This window comes from Mameliella sp. MMSF_3455 (genome assembly GCF_030733205.1).
Taxonomy (GTDB): Bacteria; Pseudomonadota; Alphaproteobacteria; order Rhodobacterales; family Rhodobacteraceae; genus Antarctobacter.
The window spans coordinates 79,945-105,637 of record NZ_JASHJL010000009.1 but is presented as its reverse complement, the minus strand read 5'-3'; the positions used below and the strand labels follow the sequence as shown (position 1 = coordinate 105,637).

Annotated in this window: 28 protein-coding genes; 13 read left to right on the top strand and 15 right to left on the bottom strand. The window is 66.5% G+C overall.

What is annotated here, in order from left to right:
* Positions 1–15 precede the first annotated feature (15 nt).
* Positions 16–798 carry a pyrroline-5-carboxylate reductase family protein gene (locus tag RBB42_RS09070; RefSeq protein WP_305971546.1) on the top strand — a complete coding sequence of 261 codons (783 nt, stop codon included), beginning with the start codon at positions 16–18 and terminating at the stop codon, positions 796–798.
* An 83-nt stretch (positions 799–881) separates the two neighbouring features.
* On the opposite strand, the gene RBB42_RS09065 is transcribed toward RBB42_RS09070, so the two are convergent.
* A complete protein-coding gene (locus RBB42_RS09065) occupies positions 882–2,354 on the bottom strand; it encodes a DegQ family serine endoprotease (protein ID WP_305971547.1) in 1,473 nt (490 codons plus the stop codon).
* Between the two features lie 369 nt (positions 2,355–2,723).
* Positions 2,724–3,611: a LysR substrate-binding domain-containing protein gene (locus RBB42_RS09060; RefSeq protein WP_305971548.1), complete on the bottom strand. Its 888-nt coding sequence runs from the start codon at positions 3,609–3,611 to the stop codon at positions 2,724–2,726.
* Positions 3,612–3,727: 116 nt separating this feature from the next.
* Between RBB42_RS09060 and RBB42_RS09055 the strand changes: the two genes are divergently transcribed.
* Positions 3,728–4,432 carry an SDR family oxidoreductase gene (locus RBB42_RS09055; protein WP_305971549.1) on the top strand — a complete coding sequence of 235 codons (705 nt, stop codon included), beginning with the start codon at positions 3,728–3,730 and terminating at the stop codon, positions 4,430–4,432.
* Positions 4,422–4,670, top strand: a complete 249-nt coding sequence (locus tag RBB42_RS09050) for a DUF6552 family protein (RefSeq protein WP_305971550.1) — start codon at positions 4,422–4,424, stop codon at positions 4,668–4,670. Before RBB42_RS09055 ends, RBB42_RS09050 begins: the two co-directional genes overlap by 11 nt.
* Positions 4,671–4,861: 191 nt before the next feature.
* Here the strand turns inward: RBB42_RS09050 and RBB42_RS09045 are convergent, their stop codons facing one another.
* Complete coding sequence (locus RBB42_RS09045) at positions 4,862–5,932, bottom strand: alcohol dehydrogenase family protein (RefSeq protein ID WP_305971551.1); 1,071 nt, start codon at positions 5,930–5,932, stop codon at positions 4,862–4,864.
* Positions 5,933–6,001: 69 nt separating this feature from the next.
* Between RBB42_RS09045 and RBB42_RS09040 the strand changes: the two genes are divergently transcribed.
* Positions 6,002–6,526 carry a TetR/AcrR family transcriptional regulator gene (locus tag RBB42_RS09040; protein WP_305971552.1) on the top strand — a complete coding sequence of 175 codons (525 nt, stop codon included), beginning with the start codon at positions 6,002–6,004 and terminating at the stop codon, positions 6,524–6,526.
* Here the strand turns inward: RBB42_RS09040 and RBB42_RS09035 are convergent.
* Positions 6,477–7,376 carry a LysR family transcriptional regulator gene (locus tag RBB42_RS09035; protein ID WP_305971553.1) on the bottom strand — a complete coding sequence of 300 codons (900 nt, stop codon included), beginning with the start codon at positions 7,374–7,376 and terminating at the stop codon, positions 6,477–6,479. The genes RBB42_RS09040 and RBB42_RS09035 overlap by 50 nt on opposite strands.
* A gap of 104 nt (positions 7,377–7,480) precedes the next feature.
* Between RBB42_RS09035 and RBB42_RS09030 the strand changes: the two genes are divergently transcribed.
* The 4 genes from RBB42_RS09030 to RBB42_RS09015 are packed head-to-tail and all read left to right on the top strand — an operon-like array spanning position 7,481 to position 11,249.
* Positions 7,481–8,476, top strand: coding sequence for a zinc-binding alcohol dehydrogenase family protein (locus RBB42_RS09030; RefSeq protein WP_305971554.1), 996 nt, complete (start codon positions 7,481–7,483; stop codon positions 8,474–8,476).
* A 24-nt stretch (positions 8,477–8,500) separates the two neighbouring features.
* On the top strand, positions 8,501–9,460 hold the full coding sequence (locus RBB42_RS09025; protein WP_305971555.1) for an LLM class oxidoreductase: 960 nt from the start codon (positions 8,501–8,503) through the stop codon (positions 9,458–9,460).
* A gap of 12 nt (positions 9,461–9,472) precedes the next feature.
* A complete protein-coding gene (locus RBB42_RS09020) occupies positions 9,473–10,252 on the top strand; it encodes an SDR family NAD(P)-dependent oxidoreductase (RefSeq protein ID WP_305971556.1) in 780 nt (259 codons plus the stop codon).
* A gap of 10 nt (positions 10,253–10,262) precedes the next feature.
* Positions 10,263–11,249: a zinc-dependent alcohol dehydrogenase family protein gene (locus RBB42_RS09015; protein ID WP_305971557.1), complete on the top strand. Its 987-nt coding sequence runs from the start codon at positions 10,263–10,265 to the stop codon at positions 11,247–11,249.
* 75 nt (positions 11,250–11,324) lie between these two features.
* Here RBB42_RS09015 and RBB42_RS09010 read toward each other — a convergent pair whose 3' ends face one another.
* Complete coding sequence (locus tag RBB42_RS09010; RefSeq protein WP_306043673.1) at positions 11,325–12,275, bottom strand: SDR family oxidoreductase; 951 nt, start codon at positions 12,273–12,275, stop codon at positions 11,325–11,327.
* A 147-nt stretch (positions 12,276–12,422) separates the two neighbouring features.
* On the opposite strand from RBB42_RS09010, the gene RBB42_RS09005 reads away from it, so the two are divergent.
* Entirely contained in the window at positions 12,423–13,310 is an 888-nt protein-coding gene (locus RBB42_RS09005; RefSeq protein WP_305971559.1) for an AraC family transcriptional regulator, read from the top strand.
* A gap of 91 nt (positions 13,311–13,401) precedes the next feature.
* Here the strand turns inward: RBB42_RS09005 and RBB42_RS09000 are convergent, their stop codons facing one another.
* Genes RBB42_RS09000 through RBB42_RS08985 form a run of 4 tightly spaced genes read right to left on the bottom strand, consistent with a single transcriptional unit; the run spans position 13,402 to position 17,326 of the window.
* A complete protein-coding gene (locus RBB42_RS09000; protein ID WP_305971560.1) occupies positions 13,402–13,581 on the bottom strand; it encodes a DUF2065 domain-containing protein in 180 nt (59 codons plus the stop codon).
* Positions 13,582–13,598: 17 nt separating this feature from the next.
* Complete coding sequence (hflC, locus tag RBB42_RS08995; protein WP_305971561.1) at positions 13,599–14,663, bottom strand: protease modulator HflC; 1,065 nt, start codon at positions 14,661–14,663, stop codon at positions 13,599–13,601.
* Positions 14,663–15,823 carry an FtsH protease activity modulator HflK gene (gene hflK / locus RBB42_RS08990; protein WP_305971562.1) on the bottom strand — a complete coding sequence of 387 codons (1,161 nt, stop codon included), beginning with the start codon at positions 15,821–15,823 and terminating at the stop codon, positions 14,663–14,665. Before hflK ends, hflC begins: the two co-directional genes overlap by 1 nt.
* A 60-nt stretch (positions 15,824–15,883) precedes the next feature.
* Positions 15,884–17,326 carry an FAD-dependent oxidoreductase gene (locus RBB42_RS08985; RefSeq protein WP_305971563.1) on the bottom strand — a complete coding sequence of 481 codons (1,443 nt, stop codon included), beginning with the start codon at positions 17,324–17,326 and terminating at the stop codon, positions 15,884–15,886.
* A gap of 168 nt (positions 17,327–17,494) precedes the next feature.
* Between RBB42_RS08985 and RBB42_RS08980 the strand changes: the two genes are divergently transcribed.
* Complete coding sequence (locus tag RBB42_RS08980; RefSeq protein WP_371931787.1) at positions 17,495–18,451, top strand: calcium/sodium antiporter; 957 nt, start codon at positions 17,495–17,497, stop codon at positions 18,449–18,451.
* A 62-nt stretch (positions 18,452–18,513) separates the two neighbouring features.
* The gene (locus RBB42_RS08975; RefSeq protein WP_306043501.1) at positions 18,514–19,776 is read left to right on the top strand and encodes a SulP family inorganic anion transporter; all 1,263 of its coding nucleotides are present in this window, start codon (positions 18,514–18,516) and stop codon (positions 19,774–19,776) included.
* 147 nt (positions 19,777–19,923) lie between these two features.
* Here RBB42_RS08975 and rpiA read toward each other — a convergent pair whose 3' ends face one another.
* The 4 genes from rpiA to RBB42_RS08955 form a co-directional block, all read right to left on the bottom strand.
* Entirely contained in the window at positions 19,924–20,706 is a 783-nt protein-coding gene (gene rpiA, locus RBB42_RS08970) for a ribose-5-phosphate isomerase RpiA (protein ID WP_305970495.1), read from the bottom strand.
* A 110-nt stretch (positions 20,707–20,816) separates the two neighbouring features.
* On the bottom strand, positions 20,817–21,251 hold the full coding sequence (locus RBB42_RS08965) for a hypothetical protein (RefSeq protein ID WP_305970494.1): 435 nt from the start codon (positions 21,249–21,251) through the stop codon (positions 20,817–20,819).
* 111 nt (positions 21,252–21,362) lie between these two features.
* The gene (locus RBB42_RS08960; RefSeq protein WP_306043671.1) at positions 21,363–22,058 is read right to left on the bottom strand and encodes an anti-sigma factor; all 696 of its coding nucleotides are present in this window, start codon (positions 22,056–22,058) and stop codon (positions 21,363–21,365) included.
* Positions 22,043–22,594, bottom strand: a complete 552-nt coding sequence (locus RBB42_RS08955) for a sigma-70 family RNA polymerase sigma factor (RefSeq protein ID WP_305970492.1) — start codon at positions 22,592–22,594, stop codon at positions 22,043–22,045. The genes RBB42_RS08960 and RBB42_RS08955 overlap by 16 nt, the downstream gene beginning before the upstream one ends.
* A gap of 92 nt (positions 22,595–22,686) precedes the next feature.
* Here RBB42_RS08955 and cobS point away from each other — a divergent pair, with 92 nt between their 5' ends.
* The gene (gene cobS, locus RBB42_RS08950) at positions 22,687–23,673 is read left to right on the top strand and encodes a cobaltochelatase subunit CobS (protein WP_305970491.1); all 987 of its coding nucleotides are present in this window, start codon (positions 22,687–22,689) and stop codon (positions 23,671–23,673) included.
* A 125-nt stretch (positions 23,674–23,798) separates the two neighbouring features.
* On the opposite strand, the gene RBB42_RS08945 is transcribed toward cobS, so the two are convergent.
* Positions 23,799–24,014 (bottom strand): hypothetical protein, encoded by a 216-nt coding sequence (locus RBB42_RS08945; RefSeq protein WP_305970490.1) that lies wholly within the window; start codon positions 24,012–24,014, stop codon positions 23,799–23,801.
* A 182-nt stretch (positions 24,015–24,196) separates the two neighbouring features.
* On the opposite strand from RBB42_RS08945, the gene RBB42_RS08940 reads away from it, so the two are divergent.
* The gene (locus RBB42_RS08940) at positions 24,197–24,592 is read left to right on the top strand and encodes a hypothetical protein (RefSeq protein ID WP_306043670.1); all 396 of its coding nucleotides are present in this window, start codon (positions 24,197–24,199) and stop codon (positions 24,590–24,592) included.
* Between the two features lie 6 nt (positions 24,593–24,598).
* Here RBB42_RS08940 and RBB42_RS08935 read toward each other — a convergent pair whose 3' ends face one another.
* Positions 24,599–25,630 carry a hypothetical protein gene (locus RBB42_RS08935; RefSeq protein ID WP_305970488.1) on the bottom strand — a complete coding sequence of 344 codons (1,032 nt, stop codon included), beginning with the start codon at positions 25,628–25,630 and terminating at the stop codon, positions 24,599–24,601.
* Positions 25,631–25,693: the final 63 nt, after the last annotated feature.

Here is a 25,693-nt window from a genome sequence, read left to right as displayed (position 1 = left end):
GAAAGGACACCTGACATGAGCAGCATCGGCATCGTCGGAGGCTCGGGCATGCTGGGCAGTGCCATCGCGCAGGCCTGGCTGGACAGCGGCGCCGTCGCGCCCGGCGATCTCTGGATCGCCAACCGCAGCGGCACACGGGGCGACCTGCCCGCCGAGGTCACCGTCACCGACGATGCCGCCGCGCTGGCCCGCGCCTGCGACACGATCCTGATCAGCATCCCGCCCGCCGGGGTACCGGACCTGCACCTGCCTGCCGAGGAAAGGCTGATCCTCTCGGTCATGGCCGCCGTCACGATCGCGGACCTGCAACGCCTGACGGGCAGCCCGCGGGTGGTCCGCGCCATGTCCAGCCCCGCCGCCGCGCGGCGGCTGGCCTATTCGCCCTGGGTCGCCGCCCCCGGCGCCAGCGAGGACGACCGCATGGTCGCCCGCCGTCTGCTGGCGGCCTGCGGCACCGAAGACGCGCTGGACGACGAGGCACAACTGGATCACTTCACTGCCCTCACAGGGCCGGTTCCCGGTTTCGTCGCCTGGTTCGCCGCCACCATGACCGAACATGCCGAGGCGCAGGGCATCCCGCCCGAGGTCGCCGACCGCGCCATCCGGCAGCTCTTTCGCGCCAGTGGCGAGATGCTGGCCGAGGATCCGCCCCGCGCCGCGGATCACGTCCGCCAGATGCTCGACTACGCCGGCACCACCGCCGCCGGGCTTCAGGTGCTGGAGGACAGCCCCCTGCGCGGAGAGATCTCAAGGGCGCTGAGCGCCGCCGCGCAAAAGGCCCGCGACATGCGCCCCTGAGGGCCGTGGCGTCGCTCTCGCGGAATGCAAAAGGGGCGGCCCGAAAGGCCGCCCCTTGTCATGTCCGGAGGTTTTCTCGCGGCTCAGTTCGCCGCCAGGCCCAGCGCCATGAAGCGCGGGTCGCCGCCGCCCCGCCGCACCAGCAGCAGGATCGACTTGCGGCCCTCGTCGCGCGCCTCGCCGATGCGGGTTTCCAGATCCTCGATGCTGGCCACGGCCTGCTGGCCCGCCTCGGTGATGATGTCACCGGCACGCAGGCCCTTCTCGTAGGCTTCCGAGGCCGGATCCACGTCCATGACCGCGAGGCCCTGCATCCCTGCGGAGAGGCCCAGTTCATTGCGGATCGCATCGGTCAGCGGGCTGAGGGTCAGGCCAAGCGTTTCCATCTTGGCCGGCGGCTCGTCCGGGGTCGAGGGCGCGGCGGCGGGCACCGCGGTCTGCGCCTCTTCGCGGCGGCCCAGCGTGACCTTCAGGGTCTGGGTCTCGCCGTCGCGGTTGACGATCACGCGCACGGTCTTGCCCACCGGCGTATTGGCCACAACGCGCACCAGCTGGCGGGTGTCCACCACCTCGACACCGTCAAACGAGACGATGACGTCACCGGCGGCGACACCGGCCTCTTTCGCCGGGCCTTCCGGCACGTCGGACACCAGCGCGCCCTTGGCTTCTGCCAGGTTCAGCGCGTCGGCCACGTCTTCGCTCACGTCCTGGATGCGCACGCCCAGCCAGCCACGGCGGGTCTCGCCGTATTTCTGCAGCTGGTCGACCACGTTGACCACCACGTTCGACGCCATCGAGAAACCGATGCCGATGGAGCCGCCGTTGGGCGACAGGATCGCAGTGTTCACGCCGATCACCTCGCCGTCCATGTTGAACAGCGGCCCGCCAGAGTTGCCGCGGTTGATGGCCGCGTCGGTCTGGATGTAGTCGTCATAGGTGCCGCTCAGCGCGCGATTGCGGGCCGAGACGATGCCCGCCGAGACCGAGAACCCCTGGCCCAGCGGGTTGCCCATCGCCATCACCCAGTCGCCGACACGCATGGTGTTGCTGTCGCCAAAGGGCACGGCGGTCAGCGGACGGTCCGCCTCGACCTTGAGCAGGGCGATATCGGTGTTGGGGTCCGTGCCGACCAGTTCCGCCGGCAGTTCGAAGCCTTCGAAGAACTCGATGGTGATCTCGTCGGCGCCTTCGATGACGTGGTTGTTGGTGACGATGTAGCCGTCTTCGGAAATCACGAAGCCGGAGCCCAGCGCCGAGGACCGGCGCGGACGGCCGGGACCGCCACGGTCCTGAAAGTCACGAAAGAAATCTTCGAAGGGAGAGCCTTCGGGCACGATCCCGCGCGGGCCGGACCGGCCGGCAACGGTCGTCGAGGTGGTGATATTGACCACGGCGGGGCTGATCCGTTCGGCGAGGTCGGCAAAGCTGTCCGGAGCGCCGCGCGCCGAGGCCATGAGGGATTGAGATACGATCAGGAACATCGACAGCGTCGCCAGCCAGAACAGCCTCAACGGTGTCGTGTTTTCCTGCGTCAGAGCGAGGGATTGCGGTTTCAATGGGGTCTCCTTGTCTCTGCCAGTCAGCAGACGCGCAGGCCACGCGCTGCCGCCTGCCTCCTATCGGTCAGTGTGACAAACATAGGTGCGCAGGCGCAACACCAAAGGGCTGAAATGCAGCCTCACCGGGTTGTGACAACGGGCCGAGGAACCGGGATCGGCGCTTTTCCGCTCTGCTTCGGGGCGAAAGCTGCGCCTACGGGTCGGGATGGTGGGTTGGCGCGACCGCGCTGACCTTGCCGGGCCGCTTGCCGCCCCAGTGCAACGCGGCAGCGCCGGGCTTCGCTGCGGACACATGGCAGGAACACCCACAAAGCCACCTGCTGTAGACACACCTGCCTTGTCTCGGGCGAATCCGGGCGCCCTTTTTCAAGGGCCTTCGTTCGTCATGCCCCGCAGCCACTCCCGGACGAGCAACGAGGCATCGGACGCGCCTTGTCGCGGCGTCAGGAGGTAGAAGTCCGTGTCCCCGTTGAGCGCATTCTCAAGCGGTTGCACAAGGCGCCCGGCCTTCAGATCCCGCTGCACAAGGAAACGGCTCGCCAGCGCGATCCCCTGCCCGGCCAGGGCGGCGTCCAGAGCCAATGTCGTTTGGTTGAACCGTGGTCCGCGCGAAAGCTTCACGTCTTCCCCGAACACCGTCTTGATGAACTTCGGCCATAGGTCGTGGATGTCATGCAACAGCGTCTTGCTGGCCAGGGTCGCCACATCGAGCGGCAGGTCATGCTGAACGACCAGACTGGGTGAGCACACCGCGATCACCTCTTGTGAGAACAGGAGGTCGGCGCGCAGGCTCGCCCCGAAAGGCGGACGCGCCTGGCGCACCGCAAGGTCGATCCCGTCGGCGTGAAAGCTCAAGACCCGCTCCGTAGCAGTGATGCGCAGATCAATGCCGGGATGGGCTTGGCTGAGCTCCGCGAGCCGCGGAATGAGCCATTTCGACGCAAATGTCGGTGTCACGCTGATCGTCACCCGCGTCGGCGCCGACCGAAGCGCCGCGGTTGCCTCCGACAGCTGGGAGAATGCCTGCGACACACCCGCGTGATAGGTACGACCTTCCGCGGTAAACGCCAGGCCGCGCGGCTCCCTCAGGAACAGGCGAAGACCAAGATGATCCTCGAGCCCGCGCACCTGCTGGGCCACCGCCCCCTGGGTCACCCCCAGTTCATCGGCCGCGGCGCGAAAGTTCAGATGTCTGCCTGCCGCTGCAAAGGCCCGGAGGCCATTCAACGGGGGCAAGGTGACTTCGTTCGACACAATAGTTTTCCTACATCCACGAGACAGGCGATCTGGTTGGCCAAAGCCCTGCCGACTTCTTAGTTCTGCATAACAGAAGCGGCCGGGATTGTCCGGCAAGTAAGGAGACCAGGATCATGACGATAGAAAAGGTGGCACTGATCACGGCAGGCGGCAGCGGAATGGGCGCCGGGGCTGCGAAACGCCTGGCCGCCGACGGGTTCAGGATCGGCGTCTTGTCGTCTTCCGGCAAGGGCGAGGCGCTGGCCGAGGAACTCGGCGGTTTCGGCATCACCGGATCGAACCAGTCGGTCGCGGATCTCAAACGCCTCGTCGATGGCGCGGTGGACCGGTGGGGCCGCATCGACGTGCTTGTGAACTCTGCCGGACACGGCCCCAAGGGCGACATCATCGAGATCACGGACGAGGAATGGCATGCCGGACTCGATGTCTATCTTCTGAACGTGATCCGACCCACTCGCCTCGTCACGCCGATCATGGCAGCGCAGGACGGCGGTGCGATCATCAACATCTCGACCTTCGCAACCTTCGAGCCCGACCCGCTCTTCCCGACCTCGGGGATCTTCCGCGCCGGCCTCGCCGGCTTCGCCAAGCTCTACGCGGACAAGTATGCCCCGCAAAACATCCGCATGAACAACATCCTTCCCGGCTTCATCGACAGCCTGCCCGAGACCGAGGAACGCCGTGCGCGCATCCCGATGGGCCGCTACGGCAAGGAAGACGAGGTGTCCTCGCTGATCGGTTGGCTTGCCTCCGAGGGAGGCGGCTATGTCACCGGGCAGAACTGGCGGATCGACGGAGGGCTCACCCGTGGCGTCTGAGGCAACCAATATCATCGCGCGCGCAAACACCGCCTTTGTCGTGAAGTGGCTGGCCTCGATCATCCAGATCTTGGGATACACCGCGACCGGGTTCGGCTGGACACCGTGGAACCTCTCCCTGTTCCTGGTTGGCGTCCTCGGCTGGTTCATTGTCGGCGTGCTCTGGAACGACAAGGCAATCATGATGATCCACCTCGTTGCCCTTGGCTCCATGCTGGTGGGCATGGCCAGCCTGTGACGCAACAGCGCCAAGAACGGACGTCAGGCACCGCCGCAACAGAAAGCGCCGCGCTCCGGCCTTCCCCGCTTCGGAGCAACGGCCAATAACCCCCTCCATTCCGGGCCACATCCGGACGGCAGGTGTAGGCCGCGAGAGTGAAGGTCACTTTCGCGGCCTTGCACTTTTCAACCTCGAGACCAACGCCGGCTTCACGGAATGCGCAGGCCGATCTTGCCGATGTGAGACTTGGTAAGAAAGGCCTCCTGAGCCTTGCGGATGTCGCTCAACTCGAACGTCTCGGCCAGCGTCGGCCGCACCTCGCCGCGTTCGATGTAGCCCACCAGGTCGGCAAAGACGGTCGGGTCCTGCCGCGTGCTGCCGATCAGAGTCTGGTCCTTGAGGTAGAGCGTCCGCAGGTCCAGCTCCACGATCGGGCCGGCGATGGCGCCCGAGGTCACGTATCGCCCACCGATCGCCAATGCATCGAGCAATTCGGGCCAGCGCGGCCCGCCCACGAGGTCAAGCACAACGTCGAAACCGTCCGCCGGAAGCGCGTCGTCGCGGGACAGACAGGCATCGGCGCCAAGCGCGCGCAGGGTCTCTGCCTTGGCCGGGCTGGTCAGGGCGGTCACATGGGCGCCGCGTCGCTTGGCCAGCTGGATGGCGGCCGAACCCACCCCGCCCGATGCGCCGGTGATCAGCACGCGCTCAGCCGCCAGAGAGGCGCGCTGGATCATTCCTTCGGCGGTTGAAAAGGCGCAAGGGAAAGAGGCCAGTTCCAGGTCGGTCAGCGCGCTCTCCACGTCGATGGCATTCTCCAAAGCGGTGGTGGCGAACTGGGCAAAGGCACCGTCCCGTTCCGATCCGAACGTCTCCAGCGCATGTGGGTCGGCGCTGTGTCCCGGTCGATACATCGGCCGCACAAGCACGCGCGCGCCGACGCGGCCCGGATCGACGCCTTCGCCCACCGCCACGATGCGCCCGCAGGCGTCCGCCCCCTGGATACGCGGAAAGGACAGCGCGCCGGACCAGCCGCCGTCGGCATCCGATGCACCGTCATAGCCCGTGGCAGCAGCGGTGTTCGTGTCGCCGCGCACGGCCTTTGAATACCAGCCGGTGCGCGTGTTCACGTCGGTGTTGTTCACCGCAGAGGCCCCGACACGGATCAGCACCTCGCCCGGATCAGGGCGCGGCACGGGGACATCGGTGCGATATTCGAGACGGTCGAGCCCACCGTGGCCGGTGAGCAGGACGGCATGCATGGTATCAGGCAGGGTCATGGCATCTCCAAGTGGTAAAACGATCCCTCTACCTTGCAGGGGTAGAGAGGTCCCTCTACCCTGTCAACCATGACACAGACCGTGGACAAGATCGCCGCCGGGCTGGAGCGGGCCTTTGCCAGCCAGGGCTTTGCCGAACCCAGCGTGGACACATTGCGCGATGCGGCGGGCGTAAGCCTGCGCACGCTGTACAAGTACCTGCCATCACGGGCCGACATGGTGCTGGCGGCGCTGGAGCATCGCCATCGGCGCTACCTGTCTCATGTGCTGGAGGGTTTGCCGCCGGATCCGATGGACGCGCGCGATGCCTTGATGGATCGGGTTGCGGAGTGGATGCAAACCGAGGCCACGCATGGCTGCCTGTTCCACGCAGCGGTCGCCTCTGACCCTTCGAACACGGCTTTGCGCAGGCTGCTGGAAGATCACAAACAAGAGGTTGCGCAACGGGCGTCCGTGGCGACGGCACTGGCGGGCCACCAGGTGGCCTTGTTGCTGATCCTCGAAGGGCTCACCCAGTCATGGCCCTTGCATGGGGCGGAGGCCGTCAGAGCAGCCAAGGCGCTGGCGTCAGCTTTGCCACGAGAAAGTCCATGAACACCCGGACCTTGGGCGTCAACACGTTGGACCGGGGATAGATCAGCCACAGGACAGAGGCATCGTCGAGCCACCAGTCCGGCAACAGATGCACAAGCCGCCCTGCGCGGATCTCCTGCGCGACGCTCCAGAGAGAGTTGACCGAGATCCCGCCCCCCGCCATCGTCGCAATGCGTTGCGCCGTGCCGTCATCGAGGATCGTGCGGCAGGTCATCCGGCGGGGATCGAGGGTAAACCGTCCCGTTTCGGAGACAAAATCGCGCGGTGCGGCATTGCTCCAGGACAGAAAGTCATGCCCGGTGAGGTCGTCCGGCGTGCACGGCGTGCCGCGCTGCGCGAGGTACTCCGGCGCCGCGCAGAGAACGCGCCTGTCATCCCCCAGCTTGCGCCCGCGCAGGCTGCTGTCCTGCAGCGGCGCGCTGCGCAGGGCAAGGTCATAGCTGCCCTCGATAAGGTCGACGCGGGTGTCGGAGAGGCGCAGGTCCAGCGTGATATCAGGGAATTGCGCATGAAAGTCCGGCAGCAACGGCATGATGTGGAGCTGCGCGAAACTGCTTGGCGCGGCAAAACGCAGGGTGCCGGACGGGCGCTCGGCATCAAGACCAAGGGCCGCGCGGGCGGCCTCCGACTGGGCGAGGATCTCGCGCGCATAGGGCAGAAAGGCCGCCCCTTCCTGCGACAGCGACACCTTGCGCGTGGTGCGGTGCAACAGCTCCGCCCCTAGCTCATGTTCCAGCTTGGCCAGGCGGGCGCTGGCCATGGCGGGAGCTAGCCCGAGGCTACGCCCCGCTGCGCTGATGTTCAGCCGTTCCGCCGCCGCAACGAACAGGCGCAGGGTTTCCGTGTCCATTCCCATTATCCTGAAAACCGGAAAACTGAACTCCGTTATGCGGCGTTTTTATCGAAATTCAAAGGTGTATTTAGGCGTCAAGCCAAACGCAAAGGACCCGGATCATGGACGCAATCGGATACACCCAGACTGGCCCCGCCACCGAACTGACCGCACGGGACGTGGCCCGCCCTGCCCTGCGCCCGCGCGACCTGCTGGTCGCGGTGAAAGGCGTCTCGGTCAACCCTGTCGACGTCAAGCTGCGCAGCAACCGCGCGCCAGAGGGCTTCGGCATCCTCGGCTTCGACGCGGCGGGTGTCGTGGTAGAGACCGGGCCAGAGGTGACGGGCTACAAGGTCGGCGACGAGGTGTTCTATGCCGGGGACGTGACGCGCCCGGGCACCAACGCGGAATTGCACGCGGTGGACGAACGTATCGTCGGCCGCAAGCCGGCCTCGCTGGACTTCGCCGAAGCCGCCGGGATGCCGCTGACCGCCATCACCGCCTGGGAAATGCTGTTCGACAGTTTCCGCCTGGCCGAGGCGGCGGGCGAAGGGAAAAGCCTGCTGGTCATCGGCGGTGCGGGCGGCGTCGGGTCGATCCTGATTCAGCTGGCCAAGCGGCTGACCGGGCTGACGGTGATCGCCACCGCCTCGCGCCCCGAGACACAGGACTGGGTGCGCCGGATGGGTGCGGATCATGTGCTCGACCATCGCAGGGATCTGGCTGCTCAGATGCGCGACCTGGCAATGACGCCCGACTATGTTGCCGCGCTGACCGCCACCGATCAGCACTGGCCCGCCATCGTCGATCTCATTGCCCCGCGCGGACACGTCGCCCTGATCGACGACCCGCAGGGGATGGACATCGCGCCGGCCAAGCCGAAGGCGCTGACGCTCAGTTGGGAGTTCATGTTCACCCGGTCGATGTTTGCCACCGACATGGAGGCGCAGCGCGACCTGCTCAACCGGGTGGCGGCGATGCTGGACGCGGGCGATCTGCTCTCGACCGTGACCGGGCGCGCCGATGCCCTGACGCCCGAAAGCCTCGCCGCCGCGCATGAACGGCAGGAAAGCGGACGCGTCATCGGCAAGCAGGTGCTGCCGGGCCTTTCCGCCTGACCCCCATCCACCACGGAGCAAGTCATGCGTGACCACATCGACAGGTTCGAGCAGATCAATCGCGGCTATGACAGCACCTTTCAGGCCGGGCGGCTGAGCCTCGGTCTCGTGGCGCCGATCGCCGCCTATCCCGATGGCCCGGTGCCGGACATGACCGACCACCTGGCGCGGGTGCAACAGGCAGAGGCGCTTGGCTTCCGCGCGGTCTGGCTGCGGGATGTGCCCTTCAACGTGCCGAGCTTTGGCGATGCGGGGCAGCTTTATGACCCGTTCACCTACCTCGGCTACCTCGCCGGGCAGACCTCCGAAATCGCGCTTGGCGTGGCCTCCATCGTTCTGCCGCTGCGCCACCCGGCGCATGTGGCCAAGGCCGCGGCCTCGGTCGATCAGCTGTCCGGCGGGCGGCTGATCCTTGGCGTGGCCTCGGGCGACCGGCCAGAGGAATACCCGGCGATGAACGCCGACTTCGACGGACGCGGCGCAGCGTTCCGCGCGGCCTTCGACTACATCCGCGCGATGGGCACCGCCGCTCCGCGCATCGACACCCAGTTCGGCCGCACCGATGGCACCGTCGAGATGCTGCCGAAACCGCAGGGCGCCCGCCTGCCGCTGCTCGTCACCGGATCCAGCCGCCAGTCGCCGGAATGGATCGCGCAGAACGGGGACGGCTGGATGACCTATCCGCGCCCCGGCGTCGCACAGGACCGCGTGTTGCAGGACTGGCGCACGCGGCTGCACAGCCAAGGTCAGCCCATGAAGCCCGTGCTGCAACCGCTCTACATCGACCTGTCGGAAGACCCCGACGACGGACCAGTGCCGATCCACCTTGGCGTACGCGCCGGGCGGCGCTGGCTGACCACCTACCTCAAACACCTCGAAGAGATCGGCGTGCACCACGTCGCCCTGAACCTGCGGTTCAACCGCGCGCCCATCGACCGCACGCTGGACCATCTCGCGCAGGACGTGCTGCCGCAGTTTGCCTGAAAGGACCAACCGATGAAAACCATCCTGATCACCGGCGCGACGCAGGGCCTTGGCCGGGCCACCGCGCAGGCCCTGGCCGAACAGGGCCACGCGCTGATCCTGCACGGGCGCAATGCCGACAAGCTGTCCGAGGTCGCCGCCGATCTGCGCCGGACCGGGGCCGAGATCGCCACCGAAGTGGCCGACCTGTCCGATCTGACGCAGGTGGCAGCCATGGCAGACCGCGTGGCGAAAAAGCACCCGCAGATCGACGCGCTGATCAACAACGCGGGCGTGCTCAAGACCGCGCAGGCCCGGGCCGGTGCCTACGACGTGCGCTTTGCCGTGAACACACTGGCCTCTGCCCTGCTGGCGCAGCGGCTCTTGCCGGTGATCCCGCAGGATGGGCGCATCATCCACCTGTCCTCCGCGGCGCAGGCCCCCGTCGATACGGAGGCACTCGCCGGCAATCGCCCCCTGCAGGACATGGCGGCCTATGCCCAGAGCAAGCTGGCCATCACGCTGTGGAACCAGAGCTTTGGCGATCGCCATCCCGAAGGTCCGGTCTCCCTGGCGGTCAACCCCGGCTCGCTGCTGGCGACGCGCATGGTGCGCGAGGGCTTTGGCACATCCGGCAACGACCTGAACATCGGCGTCGACATCCTGACCCGCGCCGCCCTGTCAGAGGAATTCGCACAGGCAACGGGCCGCTATTACGACAACGACGCCCGCCGGCTCGCCCCGCGCTACGACGATGCCACCACGGCCAAGGTCACGGCGCAGATCGACACCCTTCTTTCCCAAAACTCCTGAGGACACTCCCATGAAAACCATGACCCTGACCGCCTACGGGCCCGACGCCGCCTTCACCGAAACCGATACGCCCCGCCCCGAGGTCACACCCGGCCATGTGGTCGTCCGCATCAAGGCGACCAGCGTCAACACCATCGACACGATGATCCGCGACCTTGGCAGCGACCTGCCGCTGTCGCCTGCCTTGCCCGCCGTGCTGGGCATGGATTTCGCCGGGGTGATCGAAGAGGTCGGCACCGGTGTCTCCGAGTTCGCCGTGGGCGATGAGGTCTATGGCTGCGCCGGTGGGCTTGCAGATCTGCAGGGCGCGCTGGCCGAATACATGCTGGCCGACGCCCGGCTGATCGCGAAAAAGCCGCAGAGCCTGACCATGCGCGAGGCCGCCGCCCTGCCGCTGGTGGGCATCACCGCGTGGGAGGGGCTGCACCGTGCCGGGGTGTCCGACGGTCAATCCGTTCTGGTGCAAGGCGGCGCCGGTGGCGTGGGCCATCTGGCTGTTCAGATCGCGCGCCACCTGGGCGCAAGGGTCTCTGCCACGGGGACCGGGGCCGAACAGATGCGGGTGATCGCGGGCTTCGGTGCCACCCCCATCGACTTCAAGACCGCCCAGATCGACGACTATGTGGCAGAGCAGACCGGCGGCGCAGGCTTCGACGTGGTGTTCGACACGGTCGGTGGCGCGAACATGACCAACTCCTTTGCCGCCGCCGGGCTGAACGCCCATGTGGTCACGACGGTCGCGCTGTCCGAGATCGACCTGAGTCCGGCGCATTTCAAGGGGCTGTCGCTGCACATCGTCTTCATGCTGCTGCCGATGCTGCATGACGTGAACCGCGCCGCGCATGGCGAGATCCTTGCCCGGCTGGCCGAATGGGTCGATGCGGGCGCGGTCAAGCCGCTTCTGGACAGCGAGCGCTTTGGGCTGACCGACGCGGGCGCCGCCTATGCCCGGCTGCAAGGCGGCACCGCCCTTGGCAAGGTCGTGGTCGAGGTCTGAGACAAGTAGGCCCGCCTCGATCGGGGCGGGCCATGTCGGTTGCGATCGCTTGTGCCCTAGGCATCGCGACCCCGCTCAGAGGAACCAGTCAAAGCCTGTCGCCTTCTCGGACACGTCCCAAAGCCGGGCCATGACGGGCTTGTCATGGGCATGCGGGTTCAACGTGCCGCGCCCCACCGGCCCCACGAATTCCCGCACGCCGGTCGGACCGTAAAGCGCGCGCTGCGTCAGCCCCGTCTCGGTGGCGCACATGACCTCGGGATAAGCCCCCCGTTCGGCGGTCTGCACCATCGGTGTCTTGGTCATCAGCCACCAGATCGCCCGCATCATCCGGCTGCCGCTGGTGCTGATCAGCGAGGTGGCCGACGATCCCGGATGACAGACGTAAACCTTCACCGCCGTCCTGCCCGCCGCCGAGAGACGATCCTGAAGCTCGTAGGCGAACATCATCTGCGCCAGTTTCGACTGGCTGTAGGCGATGTTCGGGCCATAGCCCTGCTGCCAGTTCATGTCGTCGAACCGGATGGTCTTCAGACCCATGTTGTAGCCCAGGCTTGCGACCACGACGATCCGCCCGGCCGAGCGTTCGATGCGATCGAACAGCAGACCGCACAGCAGGAAATGCCCGTAGTGGTTGGTGCCAAGCTGGCTTTCAAAACCATCGACGGTCAGCCGGCGCGTCGGCACCTGCGCGATCGCGGCATTGCAGATCAGCGCGTCGATACGGGGAACGCTGGCCAGCACCTCGGCGGCAGCGGCGCGCACGCTGGAAAGGTCCGACAAGTCCATGCGGATAAAGTCGATCTCGGCCCTCGGACCGAACTCGCGGCGCAACTCTGCCACGGCAGCGTTGGACCGTTCCGCGCTGCGGTTCAGCATCACCACCTTCGCGCCGCGCGCCAGCAACAGCCGCGCGGCCTGAAAGCCTGCCCCGGCGTTGCCCCCGGTGATGAGGAAGGTCTTTCCATCCTGCGCGCCGAGGCGTTCCGGGGTCCAGCCTCCGGGTCCAAATGTCGTGTCAGCCATTCTCTTCTCCTGAAATTCGCGCCAAAGGCAGCGTTTCAGCCGAAGTAAATCTCAGAGCTTTGACAAAACAGGCGATATCCTCGCAAAGACTTGCCTGATCGTATCGATCCGATTGCACGGGCCGCTCCTGCGGGCCAAGCTGCCGCCATGACGAAACCCGCCATCAAGCAGATCATCGAAACCCGCATGTCCGGGGATGGAATGGTGCAGACCGGCATTCGCGGCGTGCAACTGTTCCGCGCCACAGAGGCCCTGCCCTGCGTTCCGGCGGTCTACGAACCCTGCGTGATTGCCATCGTCAGCGGCGGCAAGGAAACCGTTCTGGACGGGCATCACCACCGCTACGACAGCCGCCACTACCTGGTCTGCCCGATGTCCCTGCCGGTCGAGGCCGGAACGCCGACCGCCACGCCGGACAACCCTTTGCTGGGCGTCTATATCGCGCTGGACACGCGCCTGATGACCGAATTGACGATGGAGATGGACGCCACCGGCGGCACGCGCCCCGCCGCGCCAGAGACCAGCGCACGCGGCATTCGCCTGTCGCCCTGGGACGAGGGGTTTGCCGAGGCGCTCCTGCGGCTCACGCAGCTCGACGATCCGACAGACGCCGCGATCCTCGGAGAGGCACGCCTGCGCGAATTGCACTACGCGATCCTGAAAGGCGCCGCAGGTCCCTTTGCCCGTCAGGCCTTTGCGCCGGGAAACGGCATCGCCCGCGCCATCGCGCATCTGTCGCAACATCTGCACGACACCGTGTCCATCGACGACATGGCGGCGCGCGCAGGCATGAGCCGCGCCGTGTTCCATCGCAGGTTCAAGCAGGCGACCAGCATGTCGCCGATCCAGTTCGTCAAGGCGATGCGCCTGAACCACGCCGCCATGAAGATCTCTGCCGGGATGACCGTGTCCGCGGCGGCGATGGAAGTGGGCTATGTCAGCCCGTCGCAGTTCAGCCGCGAGTTCAAGCGGATGTATGGAACATCACCGCGCCGCTGGAGCGACGCGTATAGCGCCGAAACCGGCAGACCGTGAGGCGCAGGCGCGTTCGCGATCAGTCGCAGGGGACGCGAATACCAAAACGGTGCATGGCGACGGGTGGCTTGCGGCCCGCAACCGGCGCCCCTCAAAGCAAACCGCCGCGGGCCAGCCACAAGACGATCAGCCCGGTGACCAGCGTCAGCCCGCCCAGCAGGCGGCGCTGTTCCAGGGTCATCGCGCGCAGCGCCTCCAGCAGGCGCTCCACAAGCTGAGGGGCCAGTGCATAGACCAGCCCCTCGATCACGAGGACCATTCCGATCCCCATCAGGATGTCCGACCCGCTCAATTGTCGACGGGTGCGGCGTCGGCCTCGGGGGCTTCCGGCGCGGGCGCCGGGTCAGCCGGTTCCGGGGCCGGGTCGCTGGGCGCCGGGCCTTCGGGGGCCGGGTCTTCGGCACTTTCCGGCGCGGGCGCGTCAGGCGCCACCGGGCTCGCCGTGGGCGACGGCAGCGTCGGCGCCAGGAACGGATCGCCAGAGGCCACTTCGCTCTTGAAGTAGTTGAAGAACTGGCTGTCCGGCGTCATCACCATCGTCGAGTTGCCGCCCTTCAGCGAAGCCTCGTAGGCCTGCAACGACCGGTAGAAGGCAAAGAACTCGGGATCCGCGCCATAGGCATCGGCAAAGATCCGGTTCCGCTCGGCGTCGGCCTCGCCTCGGATCACGTTGGCATCCCGGTCCGCCTCCGAGAGTGTCTCGACCACGGTCCTGTCGGCCAGCGCGCGCACGCGGGCCGCCGCCTCGTTACCGCGGGCGCGTTCGTCCGCCGCTTCGCGCTCACGTTCCGCCCGCATCCGGTCGAATGTCGCGTCCAGGTTCTGTGACGGCAGGTTGGTCTGCTTCAGCCGCACGTCGACCACTTCCAGACCCAGCGAAAGCGCCTCGGCCCGGGCGCTGTCGCGGATCCGGTTCATCAGCTCGCGGCGATCCTCGGACAGGATCCGGTCGGATGTGACCTGATCGGCACCCAGGACTTCGCGGATCTGCGCGTTGAGGATGCCGGTCAGGCGGTCCTCGGCGGTGCGCACACCGCCCACGCCGACAGCCTGCCGGAACTGGACCACGTCGGCGATCCGGTAACGGGCAAAGGCGTCGACCACCAGGCGGCGGTCATCCGACGGCGTGACCTCGATGGTCTGCGTGTCCAGCGACAGGATACGGTCGTCGTAGCGGACAACGTCCTGGATCAACGGGATCTTGAAGGCCAGTCCCGGCTCTTCCTTGACCGCCTTGATCTGGCCGAACTGCAGCACCAGCGCCTTTTCCCGTTCATCGACCACGAAGATCGACGACAGGAAGACCACGATGGCGATCACGAAGACCGGAAGAAGATAGGTTGCCTTGCGCATCACTGGTCACCTCCGCTGTTGCGGCGAAGTTCGTTGAGCGGCAGGTAGGGCACGACGCCCCCGCCACCAGAGCCACCGCCGGTCACGGTATTGTCGAGGATCATCTTGTCCACGTCGCCCAGCACCCGTTCCATCGTCTCGATGTACAGACGGCGGCGGGTCACTTCGGGCGCCAGCGCGTATTCCTCCTGAACCGAGGTAAAGCGCGCGGCCTCACCCACGGCCTGGTTGACCACCTGGGCGCGATAGCCCTCGGCCTCTTCGCGGATCTCGGCGGCCTTGCCTCGGGCCTCGGCCACGACGCGGTTGGCATAGGCGTCGGCCTGGCGTTCCAGCCGGTCGCGTTCCTGTTCCGCCGCCTGAACGGCGCGGAAGGCGTCGATCACCTCGCGCGGCGGGTCGGCGGTGTCGAGGTTGATCCGGACGATGCTGATGCCGGACTGGTATTCGTCCAGCGTCGCCTGGATCTGCTCGCGCGCGCTGTCCGCGATGGCGCCCCGGTCGCGGTTGAGGATCGGCGCCAGGTTGGACGCGGCGATGATCTCGCGCATGACCGATTCAGACACCGCCTGCACGGTCAGCTGCGGGTCGCGGATGTTGAACAGCAATTGCGCCGGGTCCGAGATGTTCCAGACCACCTGGAAATCGATGTCGACGATGTTCGCATCGGTGGTCAGCATCAGACCGTCGTTGCCGCCGCGGCCGCCGCCGATCGTCTCGGTCCGTTCCGAGGTCACGTTGACCACCTCGTAGGTGACAAAGGGCCAGGGGGCAAAGTTCAGACCCGGGTTGCCGACGGCGAATTCACGCCCCAGCAAAAGCTCGACCGACTTTTCCTCGGGCCGCACGGTGTAGAAGCTGCCAAAGGCCCAGAGGCCCAGCAGGATGACAAGGCCAAGGCCCACGGTTCCGCGGGTCAGGCCGGGTCCCCCCGAGCCGCCGCTGCCGCCACCGTTGTTGCCATTGCCGCCGCCGCGACCGCCCATCAGGACGCGCAGCCGCTCCTGGCCCTTCTTCATCAACTCGTCGATCTCGGGCATCTGGTTGTCGTCGGGACGGCGGCCACCGCCGCCACCGCCGCTGGGCGGACGCTGGCCGTTGCCACCTCCACCCTGGTTGCCACCGCCGCCCCCCCAGGGGCCGCCGCTGTTACCTGCCATGAACTTCGGTCCTTTTCATCTCTCGTCTAACCTTCCAACCTGTGCGCCATTACCGCGAATTCAAGCGGTCCGCATCGGATTGCGCATGGTCACGATCTCTTCGGACATGGTCGGATGCACCGCCACGGTCCGGTCAAAGTCTTCCTTGGTCGCCCCCATCTTGATCGCGATGCCCGCCAGCTGGATCATCTCGCCCGCCCCGGGCGCGACGATGTGACAGCCCAGCACCTTGCGCGTCGCCTTGGACACGATCAGCTTCATCAGCACCCGGTCGGGCCGGTCGGCAAAGGCGGTCTGCATCGGACGGAACGAGGTGCAGTAGACCTCGATCTCCTCCTGGTCGCGCGCCGCCTCCTCGCTCATCCCCACCGTGCCCATCTCGGGCTGGGTGAAGACCGCCGAGGGGATCAGCTCGTGGTCCACCGGCGTCGGGTTGCCCTTGAACACCGTTTCGACAAAGGCCATGCCCTCGCGGATCGCCACCGGCGTCAGGTTCACCCGGTCGGTCACGTCGCCGATGGCATAGACCGAGGGCACCTTGGTCTGGCTGTATTCATCCACCTCGATGGCGCCGTTGCGGCTCAGCCCGATGCCCAGCTCCTCCAGCCCCATGTCGGCGGTGTTCGGCGCCCGGCCGGTGGCAAAGAGCACCGCGTCGAAATCGCGGATCTCGCCGTTGGTCGCCTTGACCCGGATCGGCCCGCTGCCCGGCGCATCCTCCTGGGCGGCGCCGAACTGGCTCGCCTCGACCGGCGCCGCATCCATGCCCTGTGCCTCCGAGCTGTCGGCGCGGTGCATCTCGACGATGTTGGTGCCGGTGTGCAGGTCGATGCCGCGTTCCTTCATCGCATCCGCGATCAGCCCGCGCGCCTCCTCGTCGAAGCCCCGCAGGATCTGCGCCCCGCGATAATACTGCGTCACCTCGACGCCCAGCCCGTGCAGGATGCAGGCAAATTCGCAGGCGATATAGCCGCCGCCCACGATCAGCACCGACCGCGGCAGCGTCTTCCAGTGAAAGATGTCGTCCGACACCATGCCCAGATGCGCGTTCGGCATGTCAGGGCGGATCGGGCGCCCGCCGCTGGCGATCAGGATGTGTTTCGCGGTCTTCACCTCGCCGGTCGACAGCTCGACCGTATGCGCATCCTTCAGGCGTGCACGCGCGTCGAAGGCCTCTACTCCCGACCCGGACAGCAGCTTGCGATAGACGCCTTCCAGACGGTCCAGCTCGGTCTTGAGCTGGGCGTGGAACCGGCTCCACTCAAAGGTGCCATCGGCGATGTCCCAGCCATAGGCGCGCGCCTCGGCGGGCATGTGGGAATATTCGCTGGCAAAGACCATGAGCTTCTTGGGCACGCAGCCCCGGATTACGCAGGTGCCGCCGTAGCGGTCCATCTCGGCCAGCGCCACTTTTGCGCCCGCCTCGCCCGCCGCCACCCGGGCCGCGCGCACGCCACCCGATCCGCCGCCGATGACAAACAGATCATAGTCGAAATCGCTCATCCATCGCTCCTGCATTTCCGCGGGACAAGGTATTTCACAGCCATCCCGCGAAGACCAGACAACGTTTCACCCCCGCCACGGGCTGTCCGCCTGCGGGCGACCTTGACGCGCCGGGACGCGCGCCCGAGATTGGCATCACGGCCCCCTATCAGCCCGACGGAGCGCGGAATGATGGACGCATTGTATATCGGCATCGGCCTGCTGGCGATGATCGCCGGCGGCGACCTGCTGGTGCGCGGCGCCGTCGCGGTCGCCCGCGTCCTGCGCGTGCCGCCGATGGTGATCGGCCTGACGCTGGTCGGCTTCGGCACCTCCTCTCCCGAACTCGTGACCAGCCTGCAGGCCGCGCTCTCCGGGGCGCCGGGCATCGCGGTCGGCAACGTGCTGGGCAGCAATATCGGCAATGTCCTCCTGATCCTCGGGATCGCCGCCCTGGTCGGCGCCATCGCGGTCGACCGGCGGGCGCTGATGCGTGACGGGACCATGCTGCTGGTGGCCACCGGGCTTGGCATCATCGCGCTGGCGCAGGCAGAGGTCGGCCGCATCGCCGGCGGCGTTTTCGTCGCGGTCCTGTCCGCCTACCTTGCCGGCACGCTCATCGCCGAAAGACGCCGCGCCTCGAAGGCGGGACAGGTCTACATGGCCGAGGCCGACCTCTTGCCCGCCCGCCCCGCGCGGATCCTGCCATCCGCCCTCACCGCGCTGGCGGGGCTCGGCCTGACGATCCTCGGCGCGCGCTTCCTTGTCGAGGGCGCCGTGGGCCTGGCGGCGGCGGCCGGTGTCTCGGAAACCCTGATCGGGCTGACCATCGTCGCCATCGGCACCTCTGCGCCGGAACTCGTCACCTCGATCATGGCGGTGCGCAAGGGCGAGGGAGACGTCGCCTTCGGCAACATCATCGGCAGCAACATCTTCAACCTGCTGGGCATCCTCGGCGTGACCGCGCTGGTGACGCCCATCGCCGTGCCCGCGCAGGTCATGGGGTTTGACGTCTGGGTGATGCTGGCCACCACCCTGCTGCTGCTGGTCTTCGCCGTGACCGGCGCCCGCATCTCGCGCCGGGAGGGCGCGGTGCTGCTGGCAGGCTACGCGGCCTACCTGGGATGGCTCATCCTGCAGGCCTGACCGCGCGGCTGCGACCACAGGTCCATTGCCAGCCCCACCCCGGCAGGCGTAGCCATTTGCCCATGAAGCCCAAGCTGCTGACCACCCTGCCCGGCTATACGCGGGCCGATCTGACGCGCGACGCGCTGGCCGGCGTGACCGTGGCGATGGTCGCCCTGCCGCTCAGCCTGGCCATTGCCATCGCCTCGGGCGCAGATCCGGCCAGCGGTCTGGTCACGGCGATCATCGGCGGTCTTGTCGTCTCGGCACTGGGCGGCAGCCGGGTGCAGATCGGCGGGCCGACGGGCGCCTTCATCGTGGTGGTCTTCGCCACCATCGCCCAGCATGGCTACGACGGTCTGGTGCTCGCGACGCTCATGGCGGGGGTGATCCTGCTGGTGGCCGGCGTCCTGCGCGCCGGACGGTTGATCGCCCTGGTGCCAGAGCCCGTCATCAACGGGTTCACCATCGGCATCGCCATCATCATCGCCACCAGCCAACTCAAGGATCTCTTCGGCCTGACGATAGAGGAGGTCCCGGCGGAATTCCTGCCCAAGCTCGCCGCGCTCTGGGCGGCGCGCGAGACGGTGAACACCGCTGCGCTGGCCTCGGGCCTTGCGACGATGGGGCTGATCGTGGCCCTGCGCCGGGTCTGGCCCCGCTTTCCGGGGCTGATCCTTGCCGTGGGCGCGGTCTCGGCCGTGGTCGCGGTCATGGCCCTGCCGGTCGACAGCATCACCAGCCGTTTCGGCGCCCTGCCCCGGGCACTGCCCGCCCCCACCCTGCCAGAGATCACGCTCGCCCGGGTCACGGAACTGCTGCCCTCGGCCTTTGTCATCGCCTTCCTCGCCGGGATCGAGTCGCTGCTCTCGGCGATGGTCGCGGACCGCATGATCGACGGCCGCCACCGCCCCAACGCCGAGATGCTGGCCCAGGGCGCCGCCAACATCGGCTCGTCGCTCTTTGCCGGGCTGCCGGTCACCGGCGCCATCGCCCGCACCGCCACCAACGTCCGCGCCGGAGGCCGCACCCCGGTCGCCGGTCTGGTCCATGCGCTGACGATCCTCGTGGTGATGTTCGTCGCCGCTCCGCTGGCCGGCGGCATGGCCATGCCCGCGCTGGCGGGCCTGCTGATCCTGACGGCCTGGAACATGTCCGAGCCGCACAAGTGGCGCGGCTACCTGTCCGAACGTCCCTCCGACGTCGCGCTCTTGCTGCTGACGCTGGTGCTGACGGTGCTGACCGACCTGACCGTTGCCATTGCCGTCGGCGTGGGACTTGGCCTCGCGCTGCGGCTGGCACGACGCGACGTGCCGCCCGCCGACTGGCACCCGCGCGACCGCTGACGCGCCGCTTGCCTGCGCCCTGCCCGGTGATCGCCCGGCACAGGGGTTAACGAAATCCTGCCGCCTTGTACGAAATGCTGAAAACGCTGTACGTTTTGTACAAAACGTACAGACTGAACGGTTCAGTTTCCGCCCTTCAGAGCCCGGTCAGATGTCGCGAAAGATGTTGTCGTCCTCGACCAAATCCAGCTGGTTTTCGCTCACCGTTCCGGCGTTTATGTCACGGGTTTCGACCCGCCCGTCACCATGCCCGATGATGACCTTGTCGCAGATGTCGATGAACAGCCCGTTCTCGACCACGCCGGGGATCTGGTTCAGCACCATCGCCAGTTGCCGGGCATTGCCGATCCGGCTCAGGTGCAGGTCCAGGATGTGATTTCCCTCGTCGGTCACGAAGGGCCGCTCGCCGTTCATCCGCAGCGTCGTGCGGCGCCCCATGACATCCATCGAGACAAGCGTCTCCTCGATCAGCGCCTGCGTGGTCTGCCAGCCAAAGGGGATCACCTCGACCGGCAGAGGGAAATTTCCCAGCCTTTCCACCTCTTTGGCGGCATCGGCGATGACGACCATCTGGTCGCTGGCCGTGGCCACGATCTTTTCCTGCAACAACGCGCCGCCGCCGCCCTTGATCAGGTTCAGGTCGCCGTCGAACTCATCCGCGCCGTCGATGGTGAGATCCAGCCAGCGCGCCTCGTCCAGCGAAACCACCTCGATGCCGACGTCGCGGGCCAGCTCTGCGGTGCGGGTCGAGGTCGGCACGCCACGAAACCGCAGCCCCTCCTCGCGCACCAGCTCACCCAGGCACCGCACCAGCCAGGCCGCGGTCGATCCCGTGCCCAGCCCGACCCGCATGCCCGATTCCACCAGCGTTGCAGCCTGTTTCGCGGCGGCGTACTTGGCCTTGTCGATCGGGGACAGCTCTCCGGCCATGGGGATCTCCTTGCGTTGGCGGGCGTCACGACGCCGTTATAAGCGCCGCAATCCATCCGGGCGAGGCAAAACTGCCAAGCCCTTTAACTGGTTGCGATCCGCAGAACTGATTACAGGCGAACGCGCACCGGATCGAACCCCAGCAGGAATTTCTTGCCTTTGCCGGAATTGCCCGACAGCGGTTTGCAGCGCGCCTTGACCGTGGACAGGTCGGCTTTGCGCGGCGCCCGGGTGAAAAAGCTGAGGTTCTTCATCACCTTGACATCGCCCACCTTGACCCAGCCCTTGCGAAAGGCGGTCTTGGTGTTGCGATGGGCAAAGCTGGTCGAAGCGCTGCTGGCACCGCAGACATGGGCCACACCCCGGATGTCCAGCACGGCCCAGGCGAATTCGATCTTGCCGAGAGCGCTGTTCCAGTTCAGCTCGTTGACCACAAAGCCCTTGTTGACCGGGACTTCGACAATCCCCTGCTGGGCTGCGGCAGGCAGCGTACCGGCCAGTGTCAGGGCGGCCACGGCCAGGGCGGACTTGAACGAGCGGACCATTACGGTTCTCCAATGCAAACCTTTATCACCACAAAGGGTTAGGCGCCGCGCGCGACGGGCACAACCCCGCACGGGCGGTTGTCCTGCCTGCGTGGCAACCCGGGCGCGCCACTAGTCCCCGGCCAGAACCCCCTCCGCACGAAGATCGCCCGAGGGCATGCCGTCGGGCGACCCGCCGGGCTGTTCTTCCGACACCCCCAGCCGGGCCCCGTCCAGCCTGTCCACAAGCGCCGGCGGGACGGCCACCAGTGTCTCCGCGCCACGCAACAGCGCCAAGGAAACCGGCGCGCCCTCTTCGGGCAGCAGCCACAGTTCCAGCACCCTTCCCTCGCCCGCACCACCCGCCTGCAGGGTCACGGTCAGCACGCCCGTGACCGGTGCAAACCGCGTGCTCAGCACAAGGTCCCCCTCCGGCTCGGAGAGGTCCGCGCCCAAGGCGGGTGCCTTGGTCTCCAACAGCCCCGACCACAGCACGGCCCAGGCAATCGCGGCCCCGGCCACAGCACCCACGAGATAGGGCAGAACCTGCCGCCAGACCGGGCGACGGTCCTCGACGCCAAAGACCTGACCCTCGATCCGGCGCAGCACTTGCGGTGGCGGCGTTTCAGCGGGAATCATGTCGGTGAAACTGGCGAAATACGCCGTCCAGGCCGCCACGTCCTGCTGCAGGTCCGCATCATGGGCCAGCTCAGCCTCGAAGGCGGCGATCTCTTCCTTGGGCATCAATCCCAGAGAATACTCGGCCGCCCCCGCCTCGGCACCACCGGGCAGTTCGGTGTCCAGCCGGGCGTTCATCCGCTCAGGCACTCCCGCACCTGGACAAGATCGGTCCGCACCGCCGCGCGCAAAGCGTGTTTCGACGTCCCCGCCCCCTTGGCCAGGTCATCGTAGGTCGCACCGTAGAGATAGGCGTGGCGCAACATGTCGGCCCGGGCGCGCGGCAGTTCGCGCAGGCAGACCTCCAGCGCGCGGGCCTCCTCGCGCATTCCGGCCAGGTCCTCGGCATCCGGGCGCGTGGCATAAAGACGCTCCGTGATCTCCAGCAGCCCGACCATGCGGCCCGCCGCCCGCTCTTCCCCCAGCCGCGCGATGGCCGCATCGCGCGTGATCGTCACCAGCCAGGTTTCGGGCGCCGCCAGGGCGCCGCGATACTGGCCCGCCGCCTTCCACACCCTGACAAAAACCTCTTCCAGGATGTCCTGTGCCAAGATTTCATCGCGCAGGATCCGCAGGGCGAGGCCATAAAGACGCGGGGCCATCGCGGCGTAGAGCCTGCGAAAGGCGCCACGATCGCCGCCCGCCACCCGGCCCAACAGGGCTTCGATTTCGTCCTGCGCGGTCATAGGGATCGTCTCACCACTTCCTCTTGCCACTCCTGAAGATATGTTGCACCTAACGCGAAGCATTCGAGCTTTGACAGAGGGACGTGGGAACAATGGCGGACGGCATGATCGATATCAACGCGAAACCGACCGAGGAAATCTCTGTCCGTGAAGTCTTTGGCATCGATACGGACATGATCGTACACGGTTTTCCCGACCGGACCGACCGTGTTCCGGATCTCGATTCCACGTACAAATTCGACCCGGACACGACGCTGGCGATCCTTGCGGGCTTTCGCAACAACCGCCGCGTGATGATCCAGGGCTATCACGGCACCGGCAAATCGACTCACATCGAACAGGTTGCCGCGCGCCTGAACTGGCCCGCGGTCCGCGTGAACCTCGACAGCCACATCTCCCGGATCGACCTGATCGGCAAGGACGCGATCAAGCTGGTGGACGGCAAGCAGGTCACGCAGTTCCAGGAAGGCATCCTGCCCTGGGCCCTGCGCAACCCCACGGCCATCGTGTTTGACGAATACGACGCGGGTCGCGCGGACGTGATGTTCGTGATCCAGCGGGTTCTGGAAACCGACGGCAAGCTGACCCTTCTGGACCAGAACGAGGTCATCACCCCGCACAAGTATTTCCGCATCTTCGCGACGTCGAACACCGTGGGCCTGGGCGACACCACCGGCCTCTATCACGGCACCCAGCAGATCAACCAGGGCCAAATGGACCGCTGGAGCCTCGTGGCGACGCTGAACTATCTGTCGATCGACGCGGAAACCAACATCGTCCTCAGCAAGGCGCCCCACTACAACACCGAGAAGGGCCGCAAGACGATCCGCCAGATGGTGACGGTGGCAGATTTCACCCGCCGCGCCTTCATGAACGGCGAATTGTCGACCGTGATGAGCCCGCGGACCGTGATCGCCTGGGCCACCAATGCCGAGATCTTCCGCAACGTCGGCTATGCCTTCCGCGTGTCCTTCCTGAACAAATGCGACGAGCTGGAGCGCCAGACCGTGGCCGAGTTCTACCAGCGCTGCTTTGACGAGGAACTGCCGGAAAGCGCGGCCAGCCTCAGCCTAGTGTAACAGCGACGCGTTCTCACCGACGACACCCACAAAAAAAAGGCCGTCCGGGGCATTCCGGACGGCCTTTTTCTTTTCGGGCAAATCCAATTCGTTTCAAAGCCGCGCGGCACAGCGCCCGCCCTGCGTCAGAAGGCGAAGTCATCCGCGACAAAACTGTCGCCGGGAAAAAAATTGTCACCGGGAAAAAAGTTGTCACCGGGAAATTCCGTGCGATGGTTGTGGTTGATCTGAACTGCCACCTCGTCACCAGCGGTGAGGTGATTGTGATTGATCTGAACGGCCACTTCATCGCCGCTGGTCATCTGGTTGGTCTGGTTGAAAACGAAGCTGTCGGTGGACATGGCATCTCTCCAAATCGTTAAGCGGTTGTTCTGACACGGGTCTAGCGCCTGCCTGTCCGGGGCGTCAGGTCAGGAAAACCCGCTGGTCCGGAAAACCATGCCCGCAAGGGATCGCGCGGCCATTCGAAAAGTTTTCCCATCGATTAATGATTGGGCGGAAAATTGGTGTTATCGTACGCTTTATGAGCGGTGTGAAAACTTTCTCGGGGCTCATTGGCCTCTTTTCCATTTGCGCCCTTCCCCTGGCGGCGTTGACCGAGGAACCGCGCGAAAGGACCCAGGTCTTTGCCGTCTGCCTCGGCCGCGCCTCCGCGGAGATGGAGCACCGATGGCTGATCGGCGGCGGCGCAGAGTCCGAGCAGGACCGCCGCGCGATGTTCGAAATGCTTCTGGACACGGTCGCGCCCAGCTCGGGCCTGCCGGGGCCACAGATCCTCGACATGCGCATCCGCGCCAAGATGGCGCATGCGCAATTGCTGCAGATCGCAACGTTCCACACAGATCCCGATCGCAAGCGCCGCGCCGCCGCTGCGGCACGGCGGGCCATGCGGCCCTGCTCTGCCCTGCTGCTGAGCTGACCCGCCTCAGAAGAAATCCGGACAGAACCCGCCTGCGGCCTCCACCATGCGCCCGATGAAGGCGCGCCGGTCGGGGTCATTGTACTGTGCGACCTGGGTCTCTGCGGAGGCGCGCAACGCTTTCCTGAGGCGCTTGCGCTCTGCCTCATCGGTGGCGCCCCGCAACTCGCTGCTCAGCCTGTTGGAGACCATCGCGTCGCCCACCGAGGCCCGCACGAAACGCTCGAGCGACGGCAAGCCGCCCTCGCCCACTGCATCGAACAAAGGCCCCTGCCCCTCGGTGATCTGGTGCGCAAGGCAATCCATGTAGCGGGACTGGCTGAGTTCAAACGTCAGCACCGTGGCCAGCGCCAGTTCCGCCGCCTCGGGCGCGATGCGGGTATAGCTGCGCTTGTAGGCGCGGGGGTCAAGCGTGGTCGGATCGCGCAGGGCCCCCTCCAGCACCAGCACGTCGCCCGACCGCCCCAGCGCAAACGGCAGTTCGAAATGATTGAGCTGTGTTTTCACCAGCAGGTCATAGGATCGCGGATCCTCGAATCGCACCGTGCCATAGCGCAGCGACTCGCCGAGATCCGCCACCTTGAAGCGGCCGTCGCCGTCGGGTTCCAGCGTGGCCTCGGCGGCGATCCCCACATACTGCCCCTCGTCGGACCAGAGCGGCGCATGGGGCATCGTCAGCGCCCGCATCCAGTATTGCGTCACCCTGACCGTGTCCGGGGCGTCACCGGGGGCAAAGACCAGCACCTCCTGCCCCGGTACGGTGATGCCCAAAAGGTAAGGCAGCACCAGGTCTCCCAGCCATGCGCCATGCAGCTGGGACAGATCCGTCACCGGCGCCGCCTCGGCCACCGCCACGGTGTTCAGCGCGAACATCTCCAGCGCCTCGCGGCTACAGCCCAGCGGGCCATCCGCGTCCTCGGACACGGCGTCAGGTGGCGGCGGCACATGGAACGCAGACTGCATTTCGGCACAGGTGATCTCGGACCGCCCGGCGGCGGGCAGCATGCAGACCAGAAGGGCAAGAAACCAACGCGACATGATCGAAATCCTTTTGGGTCGGGAATGGGTCAGGGAATGTGCCGATCCTACCTCACGAAGCGG

Coding starts and splice junctions, on each gene's coding strand:
- RBB42_RS09040 (WP_305971552.1), top strand. CDS start 6,002: ATGACACAGACCGTGGACAAGATCGCCGCCGGGCTGGAGCGGGCCTTT.
- RBB42_RS08965 (WP_305970494.1), bottom strand. CDS start 21,251: ATGGTCCGCTCGTTCAAGTCCGCCCTGGCCGTGGCCGCCCTGACACTG.
- RBB42_RS09005 (WP_305971559.1), top strand. CDS start 12,423: ATGACGAAACCCGCCATCAAGCAGATCATCGAAACCCGCATGTCCGGG.
- RBB42_RS09035 (WP_305971553.1), bottom strand. CDS start 7,376: ATGGACACGGAAACCCTGCGCCTGTTCGTTGCGGCGGCGGAACGGCTG.
- RBB42_RS09025 (WP_305971555.1), top strand. CDS start 8,501: ATGCGTGACCACATCGACAGGTTCGAGCAGATCAATCGCGGCTATGAC.
- RBB42_RS08955 (WP_305970492.1), bottom strand. CDS start 22,594: ATGACCGCGCAGGACGAAATCGAAGCCCTGTTGGGCCGGGTGGCGGGC.
- RBB42_RS09030 (WP_305971554.1), top strand. CDS start 7,481: ATGGACGCAATCGGATACACCCAGACTGGCCCCGCCACCGAACTGACC.
- cobS (WP_305970491.1), top strand. CDS start 22,687: ATGGCGGACGGCATGATCGATATCAACGCGAAACCGACCGAGGAAATC.
- RBB42_RS09000 (WP_305971560.1), bottom strand. CDS start 13,581: ATGGGGATCGGAATGGTCCTCGTGATCGAGGGGCTGGTCTATGCACTG.
- RBB42_RS09045 (WP_305971551.1), bottom strand. CDS start 5,932: ATGACCCTGCCTGATACCATGCATGCCGTCCTGCTCACCGGCCACGGT.
- RBB42_RS08985 (WP_305971563.1), bottom strand. CDS start 17,326: ATGAGCGATTTCGACTATGATCTGTTTGTCATCGGCGGCGGATCGGGT.
- RBB42_RS09055 (WP_305971549.1), top strand. CDS start 3,728: ATGACGATAGAAAAGGTGGCACTGATCACGGCAGGCGGCAGCGGAATG.
- RBB42_RS08980 (WP_371931787.1), top strand. CDS start 17,495: ATGATGGACGCATTGTATATCGGCATCGGCCTGCTGGCGATGATCGCC.
- rpiA (WP_305970495.1), bottom strand. CDS start 20,706: ATGGCCGGAGAGCTGTCCCCGATCGACAAGGCCAAGTACGCCGCCGCG.
- hflC (WP_305971561.1), bottom strand. CDS start 14,663: ATGCGCAAGGCAACCTATCTTCTTCCGGTCTTCGTGATCGCCATCGTG.
- hflK (WP_305971562.1), bottom strand. CDS start 15,823: ATGGCAGGTAACAGCGGCGGCCCCTGGGGGGGCGGCGGTGGCAACCAG.
- RBB42_RS08975 (WP_306043501.1), top strand. CDS start 18,514: ATGAAGCCCAAGCTGCTGACCACCCTGCCCGGCTATACGCGGGCCGAT.
- RBB42_RS09015 (WP_305971557.1), top strand. CDS start 10,263: ATGAAAACCATGACCCTGACCGCCTACGGGCCCGACGCCGCCTTCACC.
- RBB42_RS08940 (WP_306043670.1), top strand. CDS start 24,197: ATGAGCGGTGTGAAAACTTTCTCGGGGCTCATTGGCCTCTTTTCCATT.
- RBB42_RS09070 (WP_305971546.1), top strand. CDS start 16: ATGAGCAGCATCGGCATCGTCGGAGGCTCGGGCATGCTGGGCAGTGCC.
- RBB42_RS08945 (WP_305970490.1), bottom strand. CDS start 24,014: ATGTCCACCGACAGCTTCGTTTTCAACCAGACCAACCAGATGACCAGC.
- RBB42_RS08935 (WP_305970488.1), bottom strand. CDS start 25,630: ATGTCGCGTTGGTTTCTTGCCCTTCTGGTCTGCATGCTGCCCGCCGCC.
- RBB42_RS09010 (WP_306043673.1), bottom strand. CDS start 12,275: ATGGCTGACACGACATTTGGACCCGGAGGCTGGACCCCGGAACGCCTC.
- RBB42_RS09020 (WP_305971556.1), top strand. CDS start 9,473: ATGAAAACCATCCTGATCACCGGCGCGACGCAGGGCCTTGGCCGGGCC.